At 72.6% G+C, this 19,472-nt stretch carries 17 protein-coding genes and 3 pseudogenes; 13 read left to right on the forward strand and 7 right to left on the reverse strand.

Annotated elements, in window-relative coordinates:
• Positions 1-92: 92 nt before the first annotated feature.
• The 3 genes and pseudogenes from AC069T_RS11765 to AC069T_RS11775 all read left to right on the forward strand — a co-directional run.
• Positions 93-521, forward strand: a pseudogene (locus AC069T_RS11765) (NTP transferase domain-containing protein); the annotation flags it as partial.
• 189 nt (positions 522-710) lie between these two features.
• Positions 711-1,649: pseudogene (locus AC069T_RS11770) on the forward strand (DUF6457 domain-containing protein); the annotation flags it as partial.
• 239 nt (positions 1,650-1,888) lie between these two features.
• Positions 1,889-3,253, forward strand: a complete 1,365-nt coding sequence (locus AC069T_RS11775) for a molybdopterin molybdotransferase MoeA (RefSeq protein WP_478782566.1) — start codon at positions 1,889-1,891, stop codon at positions 3,251-3,253.
• 167 nt (positions 3,254-3,420) lie between these two features.
• Here the strand turns inward: AC069T_RS11775 and AC069T_RS11780 are convergent, their stop codons facing one another.
• Complete coding sequence (locus tag AC069T_RS11780) at positions 3,421-4,494, reverse strand: potassium channel family protein (protein WP_478782655.1); 1,074 nt, start codon at positions 4,492-4,494, stop codon at positions 3,421-3,423.
• 261 nt (positions 4,495-4,755) lie between these two features.
• Here AC069T_RS11780 and AC069T_RS11785 point away from each other — a divergent pair.
• Both AC069T_RS11785 and AC069T_RS11790 read left to right on the forward strand, forming a co-directional pair.
• Positions 4,756-5,403: pseudogene (locus AC069T_RS11785) on the forward strand (potassium channel family protein); the annotation flags it as partial.
• 14 nt (positions 5,404-5,417) lie between these two features.
• A complete protein-coding gene (locus AC069T_RS11790; RefSeq protein ID WP_478782567.1) occupies positions 5,418-6,398 on the forward strand; it encodes an NAD(P)H-quinone oxidoreductase in 981 nt (326 codons plus the stop codon).
• A 59-nt stretch (positions 6,399-6,457) separates the two neighbouring features.
• Here AC069T_RS11790 and AC069T_RS11795 read toward each other — a convergent pair whose 3' ends face one another.
• Positions 6,458-7,111 carry a hypothetical protein gene (locus tag AC069T_RS11795; RefSeq protein ID WP_478782568.1) on the reverse strand — a complete coding sequence of 218 codons (654 nt, stop codon included), beginning with the start codon at positions 7,109-7,111 and terminating at the stop codon, positions 6,458-6,460.
• 156 nt (positions 7,112-7,267) lie between these two features.
• Between AC069T_RS11795 and AC069T_RS11800 the strand changes: the two genes are divergently transcribed.
• Complete coding sequence (locus AC069T_RS11800) at positions 7,268-7,819, forward strand: bacterial proteasome activator family protein (protein WP_478782569.1); 552 nt, start codon at positions 7,268-7,270, stop codon at positions 7,817-7,819.
• 116 nt (positions 7,820-7,935) lie between these two features.
• On the opposite strand, the gene AC069T_RS11805 is transcribed toward AC069T_RS11800, so the two are convergent.
• Positions 7,936-9,573, reverse strand: a complete 1,638-nt coding sequence (locus tag AC069T_RS11805; RefSeq protein ID WP_478782570.1) for a protein kinase domain-containing protein — start codon at positions 9,571-9,573, stop codon at positions 7,936-7,938.
• Between the two features lie 350 nt (positions 9,574-9,923).
• Between AC069T_RS11805 and AC069T_RS11810 the strand changes: the two genes are divergently transcribed.
• Entirely contained in the window at positions 9,924-11,468 is a 1,545-nt protein-coding gene (locus tag AC069T_RS11810; protein ID WP_478782571.1) for a protein kinase domain-containing protein, read from the forward strand.
• 102 nt (positions 11,469-11,570) lie between these two features.
• Here the strand turns inward: AC069T_RS11810 and AC069T_RS11815 are convergent, their stop codons facing one another.
• The 3 genes from AC069T_RS11815 to AC069T_RS11825 all read right to left on the reverse strand — a co-directional run bounded on the left by AC069T_RS11815 (position 11,571) and on the right by AC069T_RS11825 (position 13,839).
• A complete protein-coding gene (locus AC069T_RS11815) occupies positions 11,571-12,575 on the reverse strand; it encodes a phosphotransferase (protein ID WP_478782656.1) in 1,005 nt (334 codons plus the stop codon).
• 92 nt (positions 12,576-12,667) lie between these two features.
• The gene (locus AC069T_RS11820) at positions 12,668-13,090 is read right to left on the reverse strand and encodes a pyridoxamine 5'-phosphate oxidase family protein (protein ID WP_478782572.1); all 423 of its coding nucleotides are present in this window, start codon (positions 13,088-13,090) and stop codon (positions 12,668-12,670) included.
• 83 nt (positions 13,091-13,173) lie between these two features.
• On the reverse strand, positions 13,174-13,839 hold the full coding sequence (locus AC069T_RS11825; RefSeq protein ID WP_478782573.1) for a response regulator: 666 nt from the start codon (positions 13,837-13,839) through the stop codon (positions 13,174-13,176).
• Positions 13,840-14,207: 368 nt separating this feature from the next.
• On the opposite strand from AC069T_RS11825, the gene pdhA reads away from it, so the two are divergent.
• From pdhA to AC069T_RS11840, 3 genes are read left to right on the forward strand one after another with little or no spacing between them, the layout of a single operon-like run.
• On the forward strand, positions 14,208-15,395 hold the full coding sequence (gene pdhA / locus AC069T_RS11830) for a pyruvate dehydrogenase (acetyl-transferring) E1 component subunit alpha (RefSeq protein ID WP_478782574.1): 1,188 nt from the start codon (positions 14,208-14,210) through the stop codon (positions 15,393-15,395).
• 2 nt (positions 15,396-15,397) lie between these two features.
• Positions 15,398-16,378, forward strand: coding sequence for an alpha-ketoacid dehydrogenase subunit beta (locus AC069T_RS11835; RefSeq protein ID WP_358850872.1), 981 nt, complete (start codon positions 15,398-15,400; stop codon positions 16,376-16,378).
• An 11-nt stretch (positions 16,379-16,389) separates the two neighbouring features.
• Entirely contained in the window at positions 16,390-17,811 is a 1,422-nt protein-coding gene (locus AC069T_RS11840) for a dihydrolipoamide acetyltransferase family protein (RefSeq protein WP_478782575.1), read from the forward strand.
• 76 nt (positions 17,812-17,887) lie between these two features.
• Here AC069T_RS11840 and AC069T_RS11845 read toward each other — a convergent pair whose 3' ends face one another.
• Positions 17,888-18,154 (reverse strand): ATP-binding protein, encoded by a 267-nt coding sequence (locus AC069T_RS11845; protein WP_478782576.1) that lies wholly within the window; start codon positions 18,152-18,154, stop codon positions 17,888-17,890.
• A 25-nt stretch (positions 18,155-18,179) separates the two neighbouring features.
• Here AC069T_RS11845 and AC069T_RS11850 point away from each other — a divergent pair, with 25 nt between their 5' ends.
• The 3 genes from AC069T_RS11850 to AC069T_RS11860 are packed head-to-tail and all read left to right on the forward strand — an operon-like array spanning position 18,180 to position 19,448.
• Positions 18,180-19,061 (forward strand): helix-turn-helix domain-containing protein, encoded by an 882-nt coding sequence (locus AC069T_RS11850; protein WP_478782577.1) that lies wholly within the window; start codon positions 18,180-18,182, stop codon positions 19,059-19,061.
• A gap of 3 nt (positions 19,062-19,064) precedes the next feature.
• The gene (locus AC069T_RS11855; protein ID WP_478782578.1) at positions 19,065-19,259 is read left to right on the forward strand and encodes a DUF397 domain-containing protein; all 195 of its coding nucleotides are present in this window, start codon (positions 19,065-19,067) and stop codon (positions 19,257-19,259) included.
• A 3-nt stretch (positions 19,260-19,262) separates the two neighbouring features.
• The gene (locus AC069T_RS11860; RefSeq protein ID WP_478782579.1) at positions 19,263-19,448 is read left to right on the forward strand and encodes a DUF397 domain-containing protein; all 186 of its coding nucleotides are present in this window, start codon (positions 19,263-19,265) and stop codon (positions 19,446-19,448) included.
• Positions 19,449-19,472: the final 24 nt, after the last annotated feature.

Here is a 19,472-nt window from a genome sequence, read left to right on the forward strand (position 1 = left end):
ACGGGGGGCCGGTCGTGGTCCGTCGGAGGGAGCCCCCGTCCACATGCTGTGCACGGGGTGGAAATGATCCTTCGGGCGCCCATACTCGGTGGATGACCGCGCACGACTCACCGGGCGCCGCCGATGCCGCGTCCGTCGACGTCGCCCCGACCGCGGGCGACGTGGACGGCGTGCCCGTGGGGCCTGCCGCGTTCGACGCCGTCGTGCTCGCCGGGGGCGGGGCGCGGCGGCTCGGGGGCGCGGACAAGCCCGGGGTGCGGGTGGGCGGACGGGCGCTGCTCGACCGGGTGCTGGCCGCGTGCGCCGGTGCCGGGGCCGTCGTCGTCGTGGCCGACCGGAGGCCGACCGCGCGGCCCGTCGTGTGGGCGCGTGAGGATTCCCCGGGGGCGGGGCCCGTTGCCGCGCTGGACGCGGGGTTGCGGCACACCACCGCCGAGTACGTCGTCGTACTCTCCGCCGATCTGCCGTTCCTGACGGCGGGGACGGTACGGCGGCTGCTGGCGGCGCTCCGGCCGGCCGGCGTGGTTCCGGGCGCCCTCGACCGGGTGAACGTCGACCGGGCGAACCTCGACCCGGCCGACGTCGACCACGCAACCGTCGGCCTGGACACCGGGGTTCCGGGCGCCGTCGTTCCGGGCGCCGCCGGCGGGGGTGCTGCCGCTGCGGGCGGCGCCAACCGAGCCCCGGCCGCCGCGGGTGCCGCCGGTCCGATGACCGTTGGCCCGGGCGCTGCCGTTCCGGTCACGGCGGACCCGGCCACCGCTGCTGCCGCCACCTCCGCTCCGGGCGCCGCCGACCCGGCCCCGGCCGCCGCGGGTGCCGCCGGTCCGATGGCCGTCGGCCCGGGCGCTGCCGTTCCGGTCACGGCGGACCCGGCCACCGCTGCTGCCGCCACCTCCGCTCCGGGCACCGCCGACCCGGCCACTGTCGACCCGGCTGCCGCCGATCCGATGGCCGTCCACCCGGGCGCCCCTGGTCAGGTCACGGCCGACACGGACACGGCGATCCCGGCCACCGCCGATCCGAACGTCGCCGACCCGGCCGCCGTCGACCCCGGCCGCTCCCCCCGGTCCACCCCGGTCCCGTCCACTCACCCCCCGCACCCCACCGGAGCCCCGTCCAGTCACCCCCCGTACCCCGACGGCGTTCTTCTCACCGATCGCGGCGGGCGGGAGCAGCCGTTGGTCGCCGTCTATCGGGCGGCGGCGTTGCGGCGGGTGCTGGGGGCGCTCGGCGGTGACCGGGGCGGGTTGGAAGGGCTGCCGTTGCGGCGAGTCACCGCCGCGCTCGACCTCACCCGTATCTCCGATCCCGTCGCGTCCTTCGACTGCGACACCTGGGACGACATCGCCGCCGCTCGGTCACGCATCAGGGAGCATGGGCACGTGCTGGATGAATGGATTTCCGCAGTCAAGGACGAACTGGGCATCGACCTGGACGTCGACACCGGCGTCCTGCTGGACCTCGCCCGCGACGCCGCGCACTCGGTGGCCCGTCCCGCGGCGCCGCTGACCACGTTCCTCGTGGGGTACGCGGCCGCGCAGGCGAAGGGCGGCCCCGAGGCGGTGGCCGAAGCCGCCCGCAGGGCGTCGGCGCTGGCCCTCGCCTGGGCGGCCGAGGACGCCTCACCCCAGCCGGACACCGGCCCGCCCGTCCCGCGGGCCGTGACCGCGGACCCGTCGGCCACGACCGCGGACCCGTCGGCCACGACCGCGGACCCGTCGGCCACGACCGCGGACCCGTCGGCCACGACCGGGGCCCCCTCCGCCCCGTCGGCCGCCGCTGCGGACCCCGCGGCCCAGTCCCCCGCCGCGAGCCCCGCCGGACCGGCCGGTCCGGCCCCCGCCGGGCCGTCCGGCGACGGTCCCGCCGGTCGCAAGGACGCCGGATGACCGCCGCCCGCGGCACCCGGGACAGCCAGGAGGACGAGGACTTCGACGTCGAAGAGGCCCTCGCCCTGGTCAAGGGGGAACCCGTCCCCACGCCCCAGAGCCGGCCCGTCCCCGCCCCCGACGGCGGGCAGCACGGACACCGCGTCGCCCCCATCGAGCATCACCGGGCCACCCCGTGGCCGCAGGCACGCACCCTTGCCGAACGGGCCGGCCGTGCCGGAGCGTGCCGGGCGCCCGTCTCCGTACCGCTCGACGCCTCCCTCGGCCTGGTTCTCGCCGCGCCGCTCGCCGCGCTCACGGACCTGCCCTCCTTCGACACGTCCGCGATGGACGGGTGGGCGGTGGCGGGTCCCGGTCCCTGGGACGTGCGCGAGGAGGGCGTGCTCGCCGGGCAGGCCCAGCCGGAGCGGCTCACCGACGGGGAGGCGGTGCGGATCGCCACCGGGGCGCGTATCCCGCAGGACGTGACCGCCGTCCTGCGCAGTGAGCACGGGCGGACCGACGAGAAGGGACGCCTGCACGCGACCCGCGAGGTCGTGCACGGGCAGGACATCCGGCCGCGGGGCCAGGAGTGCCGCTGCGGCGACCAGCTCCTGCCCGTCGGCGCGCTGGTCACCCCGGCCGTGCTGGGCCTCGCCGCGGCCGCCGGTTACGACACGCTCGCCGCTCTCCCCCGCCCGCGGGCCGAAGTCCTCGTCCTCGGCGACGAGTTGCTCACGTCGGGTCTTCCCCGGGACGGGCTCATCCGGGACGCGCTCGGTCCCATGCTGCCGTCCTGGCTGCGGTCCGCCGGCGCCGAGGTCGTCGGTGTGCGGCGGCTGGGCGACGACGCCGAGGCCCTGCACAAGGCGATCGCCGGCTCCGGCGCCGACCTGATCGTCACCACCGGCGGCACCGCCGCCGGCCCCGTCGACCACGTGCACCCCGTCCTGGCCCGCCTCGGCGCCGAGCTCCTCGTGGACGGCGTCAAGGTCCGCCCCGGGCACCCCATGCTGCTGGCCCGCACCAAGGAGAACCAGCACCTCGTCGGCCTGCCCGGCAATCCCCTGGCCGCCGTCTCCGGGCTGCTCACGCTCGCCGAGCCCCTGCTGCGCACCCTCGCCGGACGGGCGGCTCCGGAGCCGTACGCGATTCCTCTCACGGAAGCCGTGCACGGGCATCCGTACGACACCCGGCTCGTGCCCGTCGCGCTGCGCGCCGAGCGGGCCGTGCCGCTGCACTACAACGGTCCGGCGATGCTGCGGGGCATCGCCGCGTCCGACGCCCTCGCCGTCGTACCGCCCGGCGGTGCCCGGGCCGGTCAGGAGCTGGAGATCCTCGATCTGCCCTGGGCCCTGGCCGGCCTGGCGTGCATCGAGTGACCGGCGCGTCGCCCCCTCACTGACCGGCAGCCGACCGGGCGAGCCCCGCCCCACCGGGCGAGCCCCGCCCCACCGGGCGGGCCACCCGCCCGACCAAGCCACCCGCAGATCAGCCAAGCCGACCGGCCGCGTCGTGAGCGCGAGGCCCACGGTCGTGAACGCGCGGCCTACGGGTGGCGCTGCCCGCCGTTCGCGGTCCGGCTGATCGTGATCAGGCGGTCGCCCGCCCGCAGCGGCGTGGTGCCGGGAGCCGCCTGGTCCAGTACCTGCCCGCCGCGTACGACGGCCACCACGAGGTCGGTGCAGTCGCGCGGCGCGGCACCGATCTCCCCTTCCGACACGGGCCGTTCCGCCAGGTCGAGGCCGCTGCCGTACGTCATCAGGCCCTCCAGCACGTCGGCGGCGTGCGGGCTGGCCATCGACACGCCCAGCAGGCGGCCGGCCGAACTGGAGCTGGTGACGACCATGTCGGCGCCGCTCCGCTTCAGCAGCGGCACGTTCTCGTCCTCGCGGACGGCGGCGACGATCGTGGCGCGCCGGTTGAGCTGGCGGGCGGTGAGCGTGACGAGCGTCGCGGTGTCGTCCCGCTGCGGGGCGACGATCACCTGGGCGGCGTGCTGCACCTCGGCCTTGAGGAGGGTGTCGGAGCGGGTGGCGTCCCCGAGCACCGCCACCAGCCCGTCGCTGCCCGCCGCGTCCACCGTCTTGTGCTGCGGGTCGACGACGACGATCCGTTCCCTGGGGATGCCCTGGCCCAGCAGCGTCTCGATGGCGTGCCGCCCCTTGGTGCCGTAGCCGACCACGACCACGTGGTCCCGCATCCGGGAGCGCCAGCGGTGGATGCGCACCTGCTGCCGGGTGCGCTCGGTGAGGACCTCCAGGGTGGTGCCGACCAGGATGATCAGGAAGAGCACGCGCAGCGGGGTGATGACGAGGATGTTGACGAGGCGGGCCGTGTCGCTCACCGGGGTGATGTCGCCGTAGCCGGTGGTGGAGAGGGTGACGGTCGCGTAGTACGCGGCGTCGAGGAGGTCGACCGTGCTGTCGGAGCTGTCGTGGTAGCCGGCGCGGTCCACCCAGACCAGGAACGTGGTGAGGGCGAGGACCAGCAGCGCCATGGCGAGCCGGCGCAGCACCTGCTGGAGGGGCGGCACCGTGCCCTCGACGGGCAGCCGGATCGAGCGTCCCGCCTCGGCGTCGTCCAGGGCCTCGGTGCGCGACCGGTACCAGAGGGACCGCAGGATGGGGAACCTCCCGGCACCGCTCCGCCCCTTCCCGGAGGCGGCCCCCGCCCGCGTGTCCGTGCCGCCCGGGCTCCCTCCGCCCGTGCCTCTCCTGCCCGTGCCGTCCCGGCGTACGGCTGTCCTGGGCGGTCGTTGCTGCCCGTCCTTCATGGCCTGCTCCCAGCGGCTCGCGGTCCGGTCGTCGGCCGGCACCGGGGCCATGCTCTCGGATCTGCGCCCCCGGATGGGTAACGTCGGCACGCGTGACGTCCGTCGATTCGTGGGAGGCCCCCCTTGCGTGACCACACCGTGGTGGTCGGTTTCGGGACGAAGGGGTGGTCCGCCGTGCAGACCCTCTGTGCGACGGGGCTGAAGAAGGAGCGCATCGTCGTGGTCGACCCCGGCCCGGAAGCGGTCGACGCGGCGGTGGCCGAGGGGTACGCGGGCGTGGTGGGCGACGGGACGCGCAGCGACGTGCTGCTGCGGGCCGAGGTGCAGCGGGCGCGGCAGATCGTCATCGCCACGCAGCGGGACGACACGGCCGTGCTCGTCGCCCTGACCGCCCGCCAGCTCAACGGCACCGCGAAGATCGTGGCCGCGGTGCGGGAGGAGGAGAACGCGCCGCTGCTGCGCCAGTCCGGCGCCGACGCCGTCATCACCAGCGCGGGCGCGGCCGGCCGGCTGCTCGGGCTCTCCGTCCTCAGCCCCAGCGCGGGCCTGGTCATGGAGGACCTCATCCAGCAGGGCAGCGGCCTCGACATCGTCGAACGCCCGGTCATAAAGGCCGAGGTCGGCAAGGGCGTGCGCGAGACCGGTGAGCTGGTGGTCAGCGTCGTACGAGGTCACCGGGTGCTCGGATACGACGATCCCGCCATCGGCACGCTGGAGTTGACGGACCGTCTCATCACGATCGTGCGGGTCTCCTGAAGTAGCCTCGCGGCATGCGAGCGATCACGATTGTCGAACCTGGTGGACCCGAGGCGCTGGTGTGGGACGAGGTCCCGGACCCGGAGCCCGGGGAGGGCGAAGTCCTGGTCGACGTGGTGGCCAGCGCCGTCAACCGAGCCGATCTGCTGCAACGGCAGGGTTTCTACAACCCCCCGCCGGGCGCGTCCCCCTACCCCGGTCTCGAATGCTCGGGGCGGATCGCCGCCCTGGGGCCCGGCGTGTCCGGGTGGGCCGTCGGGGACGAGGTGTGCGCGCTGCTCTCGGGCGGTGGTTACGCCGAGAAGGTCGCCGTACCGGCCGGTCAGCTGCTGCCCGTGCCGGAGGGGCTGGACCTCCGGCAGGCGGCGGCGCTGCCCGAGGTGACCTGCACGGTCTGGTCCAACGTCTTCATGATCTCCCACCTCCGTCCCGGCGAGACCCTGCTCGTGCACGGCGGCTCCAGCGGCATCGGCACCATGGCGATCCAGCTGGCGAAGGCGGTCGGCGCCAAGGTCGCCGTCACGGCGGGGACCGAGGACAAGCTGCGGTTCTGTGCCGACCTCGGTGCGGACGTCCTCGTCAACTACCGGGAGCAGGACTTCGTCGAGGAGATCGAGCGGGCCACCGACGGCGGCGGCGCCGACGTGATCCTCGACAACATGGGTGCCAAGTACCTGGACCGCAACGTCCGGGCGCTGGCCGTCAACGGGCGGCTCGCGATCATCGGTATGCAGGGCGGCGTCAAGGGCGAGCTGAACATCGGCACGCTTCTCGGCAAGCGGGCCGCGGTCAGCGCGACCTCGCTCCGCGCCCGCCCCCTCGGCGAGAAGGCGTCCATCGTGGCCGCGGTGCGCGAGCACGTGTGGCCGTTGATCTTCGGCGGCCACGTACGGCCGGTCGTGGACCGGGAGATCCCGATGAGCGACGCGGCCGCGGGCCACCGGGTGCTGGAGGAGAGCGGCCACATCGGCAAGGTGCTGCTGGTGGTGCCGTAGGCCCGCCCCCGAACCTTGGTGCCGTCGAGGCCCGCCGAACCAGGACGGCGAACCGCCGCTCAGGCGCGTCGGGCCCGCAGGGCGAAGAAGGCGAGTCCCAGGCCGCAGCCGATGAGGATCAGCCCGCTGCCCAGCGGCAGGATCCGCAGCACGGGCTCCTGCGGCGCGGACCGCGTGACGGACGGACCGGCCGGGGCCGGGGAGGGCGTCTGCCCCGCCGCGTCCCGTGGTGCTTCGGAGGCGACGGCGCTCTCCGGGGCGCTGTCGCTGTCCGCGGTGTCGGAGCCCTCCGTGTCGTCCGCGTGGGCGGTGCCGTCCACGGAGTCCACGCCGTCCGCGGAGTCCGCGTCGGGCCGGCCGACGGGCCTGCCAGGGCGTTCGGGCCGCTGACGGCTGCCGGGGTCGTGGTCGGTGTACGCCGGTGCCGAGTCCTCGTCCCGCGGTGCCGTCTCCTCCCGCCCCGGACGCTTGCGGCCCTCGCCCGCCCGGCTCCCGGCGCGGGACGCGTCGGCGGCCGGAACACGGGACGGCGTCGGCGTCGGCGTGGGGGACACGGAGACGGACGGGGAGGGCCGGGACCCGCTCTCGTCCGGGGGTGAGGCCGCGTACGACATCTGGGTGGTGCCGCCGGCCGACAGGGTCAGCAGCAGTACCAGTCCCGCCATGAACGGCGCGGGGCCGTGCCGCGGCTGTGTGCGGAGCCTTGGAGTCACGTCCGTGACCCCCTCCCGGTGCGAGAGTCGCCAAGATCAACGGAACAAGCCTCACATGACGTGACGATCCCGGCATCCCGTCGGGGGCCGACCGGAGGATCACCCTCCGCAGGGGGCACACCGTGATGAGGCGGACGGGTGCGAGACAATGGCGCAATGGAGATGCCGAGGAACGAACGGTCGCCGGAGAACCCCCAGATTCTGGTCGTAGGTGAGGACGGACTGCCTCTCGGTGGCGCCGGTGGTGTCGGGAACCAGGACTCCCGCGAGGTCCCGGTGACGGAGATGGTGGAACAGCCCGCCAAGGTGATGCGCATCGGCAGCATGATCAAGCAGCTGCTGGAAGAAGTGCGCGCGGCACCTCTGGACGAGGCCAGCCGGGTGCGGCTCAAGGAGATCCACGCCAGCTCGGTCAAGGAGCTGGAGGACGGCCTGGCACCCGAGTTGGTCGATGAGCTGGAGCGGCTCTCCCTTCCCTTCACGGACGAGGGGACGCCGAGCGACGCCGAACTGCGCATTGCGCAGGCCCAGTTGGTGGGATGGCTGGAGGGACTCTTCCACGGGATCCAGACGACCCTGTTCGCGCAGCAGATGGCGGCCAGGGCGCAGCTGGAGCAGATGCGCAGGGCCCTGCCGCCGGGCGTCGGCGGCGGTGACGACGAGGAGGACCCGCGCACGGGCGGCCGCTCGGGCGGTCCGTACCTGTAGATCTCGGGACCCCGTCTGCCGGACGGACCCGGCGTGGTACCCGCGAAGGGCCCGGCACTCCCCGTGCCGGGCCCTTCGTGCGTCGGCCGGCGGCCGACGACGGCTTCAGCGGCCGGTCAGGCCGGGTCGCCCGTCGAGACGCTCAGCTCGATCTCGGGCATGTCCTTCGGGTCCACGTCCGTGCCCGCGGACGGGAACTGGTCCATGACCGTGTCCTCGCCGTAGGTGTTCTCGTCCACGTTCTTGATGTCCATCTGCCAACCGGCCGCCTGGAAGCACGACTTGACCGACTTGAGGTTCTTGAAGGTGAATTCGGGGACCTTGATCTTGTCCGGGTCGTTGTACGACTCGTCCGGCTCCGTGCACTTGGTGGTCTCGATGACCTTCGTCGTGTCCGGACCCTTGTGGCCGGGGACCGCGGACGCGGACGCGGAGCCGGTGGAGTCGCCGCCGCCCCTGTCGTCGTCAGTGCCGCCGCTCAGCGTGAGCGCCGTGATCAGACCGCCTGCCGCGACGAGCGCGACGACGACGGAGCCGATTATCATTCCCTTGTTGCTCTTGCGGCCGCCGGAGTTGCCGGGCGCCGTGGAGTGGGGCGTCAGGTTGTACGGCGGCGGGGTCGACGAGCCGTGCTGCGGGGAGTACGCCGCGGTCTGCGGCGCCTGGTAGCCGCCCTGCTGCGGATAGCCGTACGACGGCGCCGGGGTGTGCGAGGCCGCCGGCGTCTGCGGGTTGTAGGGGCCCGGCTGGTACGGCGTCTGGACCGGGCCCGTGGGGGCCGGGGCCGACTGGTCGACCGGCGGGAAGACGGCGGAGCCGACGCCGGCGCCGCTGGGCGTCTGGGCGCCCGGCACGATGCTCGGGGCGGTGGCGTGCAGCGACTGGGCCACGCGCAGGCACTCGTCGCGCATCGCCTCGGCGCTGGGGAAGCGCTCGTTCGGGTTCTTCTTCAGCGCGCGGGCGACCAGGGCGTCCACGGCAGGCGGCAGCGAGCGGTTGACCGAGGAGGGCGCGACGGGCTCCTCCTGGACGTGCGCGTACGCGATGGCCAGGGGGGAGTCCGCTTCGAACGGCAGCCGCCCGGTGACCAGTTGGAAGAGCATGATGCCGACCGAGTACAGGTCGCTGCGCGCGTCGACGCCCCGGCCGAGGGCCTGCTCGGGCGAGAGGTACTGCGGGGTGCCGACGACCATGCCGGTCTGGGTCATCGACGTGACCCCGGACTGCATGGCGCGGGCGATGCCGAAGTCCATCACCTTGACGACGTTGCGCTTCGTCATCATCACGTTGCCCGGCTTGATGTCCCGGTGGACCAGGCCCATCTCGTGGCTGATCTCCAGGGCGGCCAGCACGTCCGCGGTGATCTTCAGGGCCTTGTCCGCGGGCATGGCGCCGTACTGCTGGATGTCCGCGTCGAGGACCGAGCCGAGCGGGTTGCCCTCGATGTACTCCATGACGATGTACGGCGTCGTCATGCCGTCGAGGTCGTCCTCGCCGGTGTCGAAGACCGAGACGATGTTCGTGTGCGTGAGCTTGGCCACCGACTGCGCCTCGCGGCGGAAACGCTCGCGGAAGGCCTGCTCGCGGCCGAGCTCGGTGTGCAGTGTCTTGATCGCGACCTGGCGGTCGAGCACCGAGTCGTACGCGAGGTGCACCGAGGCCATGCCGCCTTCGCCGAGCAAGTCGCGCAGCTGGTAGCGCCCGCCGGCGACCGCACGCCCCGCGTACCGGCCCTGTGCGCCGTCCTGGCTCATGTTTCTGCGTCCCCCATCGGCGCGGTGGCAGCGGCTGGTGTGCTCCCGCGTCCCGCGATCGGTCCTCAGTGATCCAATGTGCTATTCCCGGCCAAGTCTGCCCGAGGGCACCGACACGTCAAGCTCGGTGCCCGTTCCGTGACCGTACGCGAAGGAAGCGTCGCGGAAGCGTTACAGGTGTTGTACGGCCGGTACACAGGATTTGCCCCCGGGGACCCGCTGCGGGTTTCATGACCGGTCCATCTCGAATCCAACTCGGACCGGCGCCTTGCGCGGAGCCTGTAGCGTGGCCCGACGGAGACCGTAACAACCACCGCGCAGACCGCGGGCAGAAACGACGGCGAGGACTGATGGCACAGCAGCAGCGCGCTCAGGGCCCGTCCGACCCCGAGGCGACTGGCGGCGGTATGTCAGATGCGCCGGAGATGTGGGGTAACGGCGGGCTGGTCGGCGATGGCCGGTATCGGCTCACCCGCAGACTCGGCCGGGGCGGTATGGCCGAGGTGTTCGCCGCCGAGGACGTACGTCTCGGCCGCACCGTCGCGGTCAAGCTGCTCCGGTCCGACCTGGCCGAGGACCCGGTCTCCAAGGCCCGCTTCACGCGCGAGGCCCAGTCGGTGGCCGGACTCAACCACCACGCGGTCGTCGCCGTGTACGACTCCGGCGAGGACAACGTCGGCCACGGCGTCGTGCCGTACATCGTCATGGAGATCGTCGAGGGCCACACGATCCGCGACCTGCTGCTCAACGCCGAGGCCCCCGGGCCGGAGCAGGCGCTGATCATCGTCTCCGGTGTCCTGGAGGCGCTGGCGTACTCGCACCAGCACGGCATCGTGCACCGCGACATCAAGCCCGCCAACGTGATCATCACCGACACGGGTGCCGTGAAGGTGATGGACTTCGGCATTGCGCGCGCCCTGCACGGCGCGCAGTCGACGATGACCCAGACCGGCATGGTCATGGGCACCCCGCAGTACCTCTCCCCGGAGCAGGCGCTCGGCAAGGCCGTCGACCACCGCTCCGACCTGTACGCGACCGGCTGCCTGCTCTACGAACTGCTCGCGCTGCGTCCCCCGTTCACCGGTGAGACGCCGCTGTCCGTGGTCTACCAGCACGTGCAGGACATCCCGGCGCCCCCGTCGTCCGTCTCGGACACGGTGCCGCCGGAGCTCGACGGACTCGTGATGCGCGCCCTGGCGAAGGAGCCCGACGACCGGTTCCAGACCGCCGAGGAGATGCGCGGCCTGGTCCAGTACGCGCTCCAGATGCTGTACGACCAGGGCGGCCACACCGGTACCTGGAACACCGGCCCGGTGACCGTGCACGAGGGCAGGCAGACCCCGGCGGCCGGCTTCGCGGGCGCGGGCATGCTGCCGAACCTCGGGGACTCGGGCACCACGCAGATCCCCTCGCCGCTGCTGCCGCAGTCCGGCGGCGACGACGGGGGCTTCGAGGGGCACGGCAACCGGGGCAGCGGCCGCGGCAAGCTGTGGATCCTCGCGGTCTTCGCGGTGATCGCCATCGCGGCGGGTGTGGCACTGGCGCTGAACAACACCGGCGGCGGCACCGGCGGCACCGACACCACGCACTCGCCCACGTCCTCGGCCACCAAGGACAAGGACTCCAGCAAGAAGCCCAGCGACAAGGCCACGGAAGACGCCACCGAGGACTCCACGGACGACGGCACCGGTACGGGCACCGGCGAGGAGTACTCGCCGTCGTACAGGCCGTCCGAGACCCCGAGCAGCCAGCCGTCGGACGAGCCCTCGAAGTCGACGCCCAGCAACGTGCCGCCGACGAAGACGACGCCTTCGGAGGCCCCGCCGTCCAGCGAGCCGCCGGCGTCGCCCGACCCGACGGGTGAAGAGGGCACCACGGGCGCCGGGGGTCTCTGACACCCGGCTGCTTCCCCCACGCGCGCGTGCGGCCCGGAACGGGCTCCACGCGCGCGTGCTGCTTCGTCCCCCGTGCCTCACCCGGCTTCCGGCCGCCGCTTCTCACCCCGCGAACGCCTCGCGCACCGCGTCGTACTCGCGGGTCCACCACGCCACCAGGGCCGAGGCCGCCGGGAACTGGGGGTCGGCGCGGGTGTCGCCGCGCTCGTAGTGCCATCGCAGCATCCAGAAGTCGTTGAGGCGCTCCCACCACACCCGGTGCACGGCGGCCGCGAGCTCGGCGGGGGAGGCGCCCGCCGCGCGCCGGTACGCGCGCGCGTAGGCACGCACTTTGGCCAGGTCGAGGGTGCCGGCCGGACGGAGGAAGAAGATCACCGCGGCGCGGACGGCCTCCTCGGCGCGGGGCTGGACGCCCAGCCGGTCCCAGTCGACGATCGCGGCGGGCTCGCCGTCCCGGTAGAGCAGGTTGAAGGGGTGGAAGTCGCCGTGCACCCATCCCACCGGGCCGCCCCGCGGCGGCCGCCGGCCGGCGTGCTCCTCCAGGAGGGTCCGCCGCTCCAGGAGCCGGTGCCGTGCCAGTTCGTCGAAGGCGTCGGGCGGGCGCTGCCGGCGCACGTGCGCGAGCAGGTCGTCGATGAGCGCGAAGGTGTCCGCGGGATCGGCGCCGTCCGCGGGCTCCTCCGGCGGTCGCCCGTCCGGCGGCATCACCCGCTCCAGACACGCGTGTACGACGCCCAGGAGCGCCCCGAGCCGTCGGCACTGGGCGGTGGCCAGCTGGCCGCCGTGGCGGTGCCCGCCGTCGATCCAGGGGTGCAGGGCGTAGGCGTGGCCGCCGACGACCGCGACCGTCCGGCCGTCGGTGCCCGCCAGCGGCGGGGCGACCGGGACGCCGAGGTCCGCGAGGCGCTGGGTGGCGCGGTGCTGCCGGACGATGGCGGCCGGGTCGGCGGTCTCGGGGTCGAAATGGTGCTTGAGGAAGTAGCGGCCGCGGGTGGTGCGGAGCCGGTAACCGCGGTTGAGCAGGCCCTGGTCGACGGGCTCGCAGGTCAGCACGGACCCGGCGGCGTAACGGCGCAGAAGGGCACCCAAGGGGGGCGCGTGAGTCAGAGGGGGTGGTACAGATGGGCGCGGCACGCGCCAGATGCTAGGGCACGGGACGGGGCGCTGACCTCGCACGTGTCACAGACAGTCGTCTTCGGTCACAGGATGTGCTGGAACCGACGTTCCACGCCAGCGTCGGTGGTGTGCACGGTGGCGAAGCGCGGCTCGATCGCCAGGTGGACCGGGTCGAACGGCTCGCCGTCGACGAGACGCGGGCCGGGGCCGAAGCGCGCGAGCTGGGCCGGGGTCGGTTCGACGCCCGTGCAGTGCCCGACGATCTGGGCGGACCACAGGCTCTCGCCGGGCCGGGCGCACCCCAGGTTGTCTGCGCCGTACGCGACGACACCGCCGGTGCGGGCCAGGTGGTGTCCGCAGCCCCGGTGCAGGCGCAGCAGCACGCGGCCGTCCGCCACGATGTGGCGGGCGAGGGCGAGGAAGGGCAGCGCGCGCATGCTGGTGGCCGCGCGGCCGTGGGGGACCCGGCCGATGAGGTCCACGGCGAGCTGTTCGTCGGTGGGCATGCCCACCAATCTGTGGCACCGGGGGGCGGCGGGAAAGGGTCGCCCGCCCCGGGAGGAGGGGCCATAGGTCCCGGATGGACGCGTCAGCGCCGGTCGTTCTCCACTTGCAGGCGCGCCACATAGGCGGCTGCCTGTGACCGGCGCTCCATGCTCAGTTTGGACAGCAGGCTGGACACGTAGTTCTTGATCGTCTTCTCCGCCAGGTTCAGCCGCTCGCCGATCGCGCGGTTGGTGAGGCCCTCCCCGATCAGGTCGAGGATCCTGCGCTCCTGGTCGGTGAGGTGGGCGAGCCGGTCGTCGGTCTTCGGGCCGCCCCCGTCCCGCAACCGCTCCAGCACGCGTGCCGTGGCCACCGGGTCGAGCAGGGACTTCCCGGCCGCGACGTCACGTACGGCGGCCAGCAGCTCGGTGCCGCGGACGGCCTTCAGGACGTAGCCCGAGGCGCCCGCCATGATCGCTTCGAACAGGGCCTCGTCGTCGGCGTAGGACGTCAGCATGAGGCACTTGATGTCCTCGTTCCGTGAGCGGATCTCGCGGCACACCTCGACGCCGCTGCCGTCCGGAAGCCGTACGTCCAGCACGGCGACGTCCGGTCGGGTGGCCGGAATCCGCACCAGGGCGTCGGCCGCGGTCCCGGCCTCGCCGACCACCTCGACGTCGGGCTCCCCGGACAGCAGCTCATGGACGCCCCGGCGCACCACCTCGTGGTCGTCGAGGAGGAATACGGTGATTTTCCCGTCTTCGCGCACGGGGCCAGTTTCACACAGGGTCGGAATACCCGCTTGAGGTGAACCCTTCCCGTGCCAGGGGTGACCGGGATAACGTGCCGGTGTTCCGGCCCCCTGCAAGGCTGTGACCAGCGCATGTCCCCGGCTCGGGCGATTCACTTGGGACCCCTCGTGCAAAGTACTTGGAAATCCAAGCAAAATCGCAGGTCAGGTGGGGTTTCACAGAAATGTGGAGCACTGGGTAACGTGCTTGTTGCAGGGCGCTCGCCGGGGCACCTGTCACGTCTGTTCCCGGCCGAGTGGCACCCACCCCGTGCACGGGATCGGGATCAGGCGAGCCGCACTGGCCACCCGGCAACCCCGGGGGCCGGACCGACGGAGGAGCACACGTGACCGTGGAGAGCACTGCCGCGCGCAAGCCGCGACGCAGCGCCGGTACGAAGACCGCCGCGAGCAAGCGCACCGGCGCGGCCGCCAAGGCGGCACCGGGCGCCGAGCCCGAACTCGTCCAGCTGCTGACCCCGGAAGGCAAGCGGGTCAAGGACGCCACGTACGACGCGTACGTCGCGGACATCACCCCCGAGGAGCTGCGCGGCCTGTACCGGGACATGGTGCTGAGCCGTCGTTTCGACGCGGAGGCCACCTCGCTGCAGCGCCAGGGCGAGCTGGGCCTGTGGGCCTCGATGCTCGGCCAGGAGGCCGCACAGATCGGTTCGGGCCGGGCCACCCGGGACGACGACTACGTCTTCCCGACCTACCGGGAGCACGGCGTCGCCTGGTGCCGCGGCGTCGACCCGACGAACCTGCTCGGCATGTTCCGCGGCGTGAACAACGGCGGCTGGGACCCGAACAGCAACAACTTCCACCTGTACACGATCGTCATCGGCTCGCAGACCCTGCACGCCACCGGCTACGCCATGGGCATCGCCAAGGACGGCGCCGACTCGGCCGTGATCGCCTACTTCGGGGACGGCGCCTCCAGCCAGGGCGACGTCGCCGAATCGTTCACCTTCTCCGCGGTCTACAACGCCCCCGTCGTCTTCTTCTGCCAGAACAACCAGTGGGCGATCTCCGAGCCGACCGAGAAGCAGACCCGCGTCCCGCTCTACCAGCGCGCGCAGGGCTACGGCTTCCCGGGCGTCCGCGTCGACGGCAACGACGTCCTCGCCTGCCTCGCCGTCACCAAGTGGGCCCTGCAGCGGGCCCGCGACGGCGAGGGCCCCACCCTGGTGGAGGCGTACACGTACCGCATGGGCGCGCACACCACCTCCGACGACCCGAGCAAGTACCGGGCCGACGAGGAGCGCGAGGCGTGGGAGGCGAAGGACCCGATCCTGCGTCTGCGCGCCTACCTGGAGGCGGCAAACCACGCGGACGAGGGATTCTTCGCGGAACTCGACGCGGAGAGCGAGGCGTTGGGCAAGCGAGTGCGCGACGTGGTGCGTGCCATGCCGGACCCGGACCACTTCGCGATCTTCGAGAACGCGTACGCGGACGGGCACGCGCTCGTCGACGAGGAGCGCGCCCAGTTCGCCGCCTACCAGGCGTCGTTCGCCGATGAAGGGGAGGGCAAGTAACCATGGCGGCAGAGAAGATGGCGCTGGCCAAGGCGATCAACGAATCGCTGCGCACGGCCCTCGACACCGACCCCAAGGTGCTCATCATGGGCGAGGACGTCGGCAAGCTCGGCGGTGTCTTCCGGGTCACCGACGGCCTCCAGAAGGACTTCGGCGAGGACCGGGTCATCGACACCCCGCTCGCCGAGTCCGGCATCGTCGGCACGGCCATCGGCCTCGCCCTGCGCGGCTACCGCCCCGTGGTCGAGATCCAGTTCGACGGCTTCGTCTTCCCGGCGTACGACCAGATCGTCACGCAGCTCGCGAAGATGCACGCGCGTGCGCTCGGCAAGATCAAGCTCCCCGTCGTCATCCGCATCCCGTACGGCGGCGGCATCGGCGCCGTCGAGCACCACTCCGAGTCCCCCGAGGCGCTCTTCGCGCACGTGGCGGGCCTGAAGGTGGTCTCCCCTTCGAACGCCGCCGACGCCTACTGGATGATGCAGCAGGCCATCCAGAGCGACGACCCGGTGATCTTCTTCGAGCCGAAGCGCCGCTACTGGGACAAGTCCGAGGTCGACAAGAGCGCGATCCCCGGGCCGCTGCACAAGGCGCGGGTCGTCCGCGAGGGCAGCGACCTGACGCTGGTGGCGTACGGCCCGATGGTGAAGGTCTGCCGGGAGGTCGCCGACGCGGCGCAGGAGGAGGGCAAGTCCCTGGAGGTCGTCGACCTGCGCTCCATGTCGCCGATCGACTTCGACACGGTCCAGGCCTCCGTCGAGAAGACCCGCCGGCTCGTCGTGGTGCACGAGGCCCCGGTGTTCCTCGGCACGGGCGCGGAGATCGCCGCCCGCATCACGGAGCGGTGCTTCTACCACCTGGAGGCACCCGTCCTGCGGGTCGGCGGCTATCACGCCCCGTACCCGCCGGCGCGCCTGGAGGACGAGTACCTGCCGGGCCTGGACCGGGTGCTCGACACCGTCGACCGCTCGCTGGCGTACTGAGGGAGAAGGTCGTGACGACGATGACAGAGACCGCCTCCGGCCTCCGCGAGTTCAAGATGCCCGACGTGGGCGAGGGGCTCACCGAGGCCGAGATCCTCAAGTGGTACGTCCAGCCCGGTGACCAGGTCACCGACGGCCAGGTCGTCTGCGAGGTCGAGACGGCCAAGGCCGCCGTGGAGCTGCCCATTCCGTACGACGGGGTGGTGAGCGAACTCCGCTTCCCCGAGGGCACGACGGTGGACGTGGGCGAGGTGATCATCACCGTGGACGTGTCCGGCGGTGCCGGCGCCCCCGCCCCCGAGGCGCCCGCCGCACCGGTGGCTGCCGCCGCGCCCGCGCTCCTCGCCGAGGAGCCCAAGTCCGAGGGCCGCACGCCGGTCCTCGTCGGGTACGGGGTCGCCGAGGCCTCCACCAAACGCCGCCCCCGCAGGGGAGCGGAGCCCAGGCCCGTGGCCCCGCCCGGCACGTACTACGCGGCCACCGCGATCCAGGCCGAGCTGAACGGCCACGGCGGGCAGCGTCCGCTGGCCAAGCCGCCCGTCCGCAAGCTCGCCAAGGACCTCGGGGTCGACCTCGCGACGATCACTCCTTCGGGTCCCGACGGGATCATCACCCGCGAGGACGTGCACGCGGCGGTGGCGCCGCAGGCCGCCCGGCCCGTGACCGCGCCCGCTCCGGCCGAGACCCCGGCCCCGGCCGCCGCACCGGCGCCCGCCGTCACGTACGACGGTGCCCGGGAGACCCGGATCCCGGTCAAGGGGGTCCGCAAGGCCACGGCCCAGGCCATGGTGGGCTCCGCGTTCACCGCGCCGCACGTCACGGAGTTCGTCACCGTCGACGTCACGCGCACGCTGAAGCTGGTCGAGGAGCTCAAGCAGGACAAGGAGATGACCGGCCTGCGGGTCAATCCGCTGCTGCTCGTCGCCAAGGCCCTGCTGGTCGCCATCAAGCGCAACCCGGACGTGAACGCGTCCTGGGACGAGGCCGCCCAGGAGATCGTGCGCAAGCACTACGTCAACCTGGGCATCGCGGCGGCCACACCCCGCGGTCTGATCGTCCCGAACATCAAGGACGCCCACGCCAAGACCCTGCCGCAACTGGCCGAGTCGCTCGGTGAGCTGGTCGCCACGGCCCGCGAGGGCAAGACGTCCCCGGGGGCCATGCAGGGCGGCACGGTCACCATCACGAACGTCGGCGTCTTCGGCGTCGACACGGGCACGCCGATTCTCAATCCCGGCGAGTCCGCGATCCTCGCGGTCGGTGCGATCAAGCTCCAGCCGTGGGTCCACAAGGGCAAGGTCAAGCCCCGCCAGGTCACCACGCTGGCGCTCTCCTTCGACCACCGCCTGGTCGACGGCGAGCTGGGCTCCAAGGTCCTCGCCGACGTGGCGGCGATCCTGGAACAGCCGAAGCGACTGATCACCTGGGCGTAGCCCAGGCCGGTGAGCCAACCCCGGGGCCGTCTCCTCACGGAGCCGGCCCCGGGCCGTTTCCGGCCGCCGCCTCGCGCTACGCGGGCCGCCGCCGGCCCACGTCCAGCTCCGCCCACACCGACTTGCCCACCGGCAGGCTCTCCACCGCCCACCGTTCGGCGAGCATCCCGACGATGTGCAGCCCCCGCCCGAACTGGTCACCGTCCCGCGCGAGCCGGGCCCGCGGCATCCGCTCCCCCCTCGGGTCCGTCACCGCGATGCGCAGCACCGTCCCGGTGAGGGACGTCTCCACTCGGAACAGCCGGTCCCGCAGGCACCCGTACAGCAGCGCGTTCGTGCACAACTCGCTACGCAGGAGGAAGTCGGACGTGACGGCAGACCAATTCACACGCGGCAACCGCGTATCGACCGTGCTCGCGCGGAAGTTGGGTGGTGAGCTGCTGCGGCTCCGAGACGAAGCCGGGCTGACTCAGCCGCAGGCGGCGGCCGCTCTCTCGGCGACCGCGGCCAAGGTGGCCAAGATGGAGCGCGGCTGGGTGCCTCTTCGCGACCCGGACATCCGGATCCTGTGCGATCTCTACGGAGTGACGGAAGTGAGGGCCGTGTCCCGGCTCCTGAGCCTGGCCAAGGCAGACCGGGAGCGCCGCAAGGCCAAGGGCTGGTGGAACCAGTACCCGGAGCTGCGCTCTCTCGTGGAGTACGTGGCCCTGGAGGACATCGCGACCGCTGTCCGCACCTGGCAAGTCGCCTTCGTCCCCGGACTTCTTCAGACGCCGGACTATGCGCGGGCGCTGGCCGTCGGCAACGCCGACTGGGACGACCCGGACGAGATCGAACGGTTCGTCGAGGCGAAGATCGCCCGGCAGGCCCGCCTCACGGACAACAACCCACTGCAAGTGTGGGCGGTTGTGAGCGAGGGCGCTCTGCGTCAGCTGGTGGGTGGACGTGAGGTCATGCGCGTACAACTGGGGCGCCTCGTGGAGTCGGCTCAGCTGCCGAATGTGAAGCTCCAGGTCGTGCCCTTCCTGGCGGGCTCACACCCCGGCATGACCAGCGCGTTCAGCGTCGTCTCGTTCGCGGAACCCGGGGCGATGGACGTGGTCTACATGGACACGACGTCGTCTACTCTGTGGCTGGAGAGCGAGGCGGACGCCGCACGGCACAACGTTACGTTCGAGCGGATCGCCAGAAACGGGCTCGCCCTTCGCGACTCCGTCGACCTGATCGAACGTATCCGCAAGGAGTTGTGAACCGTGCCGCACTTCGACTTCCGCAAGTCCAGCCACAGCAGCGGTAACGGTGAGTGCGTCGAAGTCGCCCTCAATCGTCCCGGTGTCGTCGCCGTCCGGGACTCTAAGGACCCGGACGGGCCGATACTCCGGCTCGCGCCGGGGGCGTGGGTGTCGTTCGCATCCCACCTGCACCAGCGCTTCCACGGGGAGTTGTGAGCCGTGCCGCACTTCGACTTTCTCAAGTCCAGCCACAGCAGCGGTAACGCCGGTCAGGAGTGCGTCGAAGTCGCCCTGAACGTGCCCGGCGTCGTGGCCGTCCGGGATTCCAAGGATTCCGGTGGGCCCGTGCTCCGGCTCGCGCCGGGTGCCTGGGTGTCGTTCGCGGCGCTGCTGCGCCGTCGTTGACGCGAAGGGGCCGGCCGCGGTGTG

Source organism: Streptomyces sp. NPDC043867 (assembly GCF_056435845.1).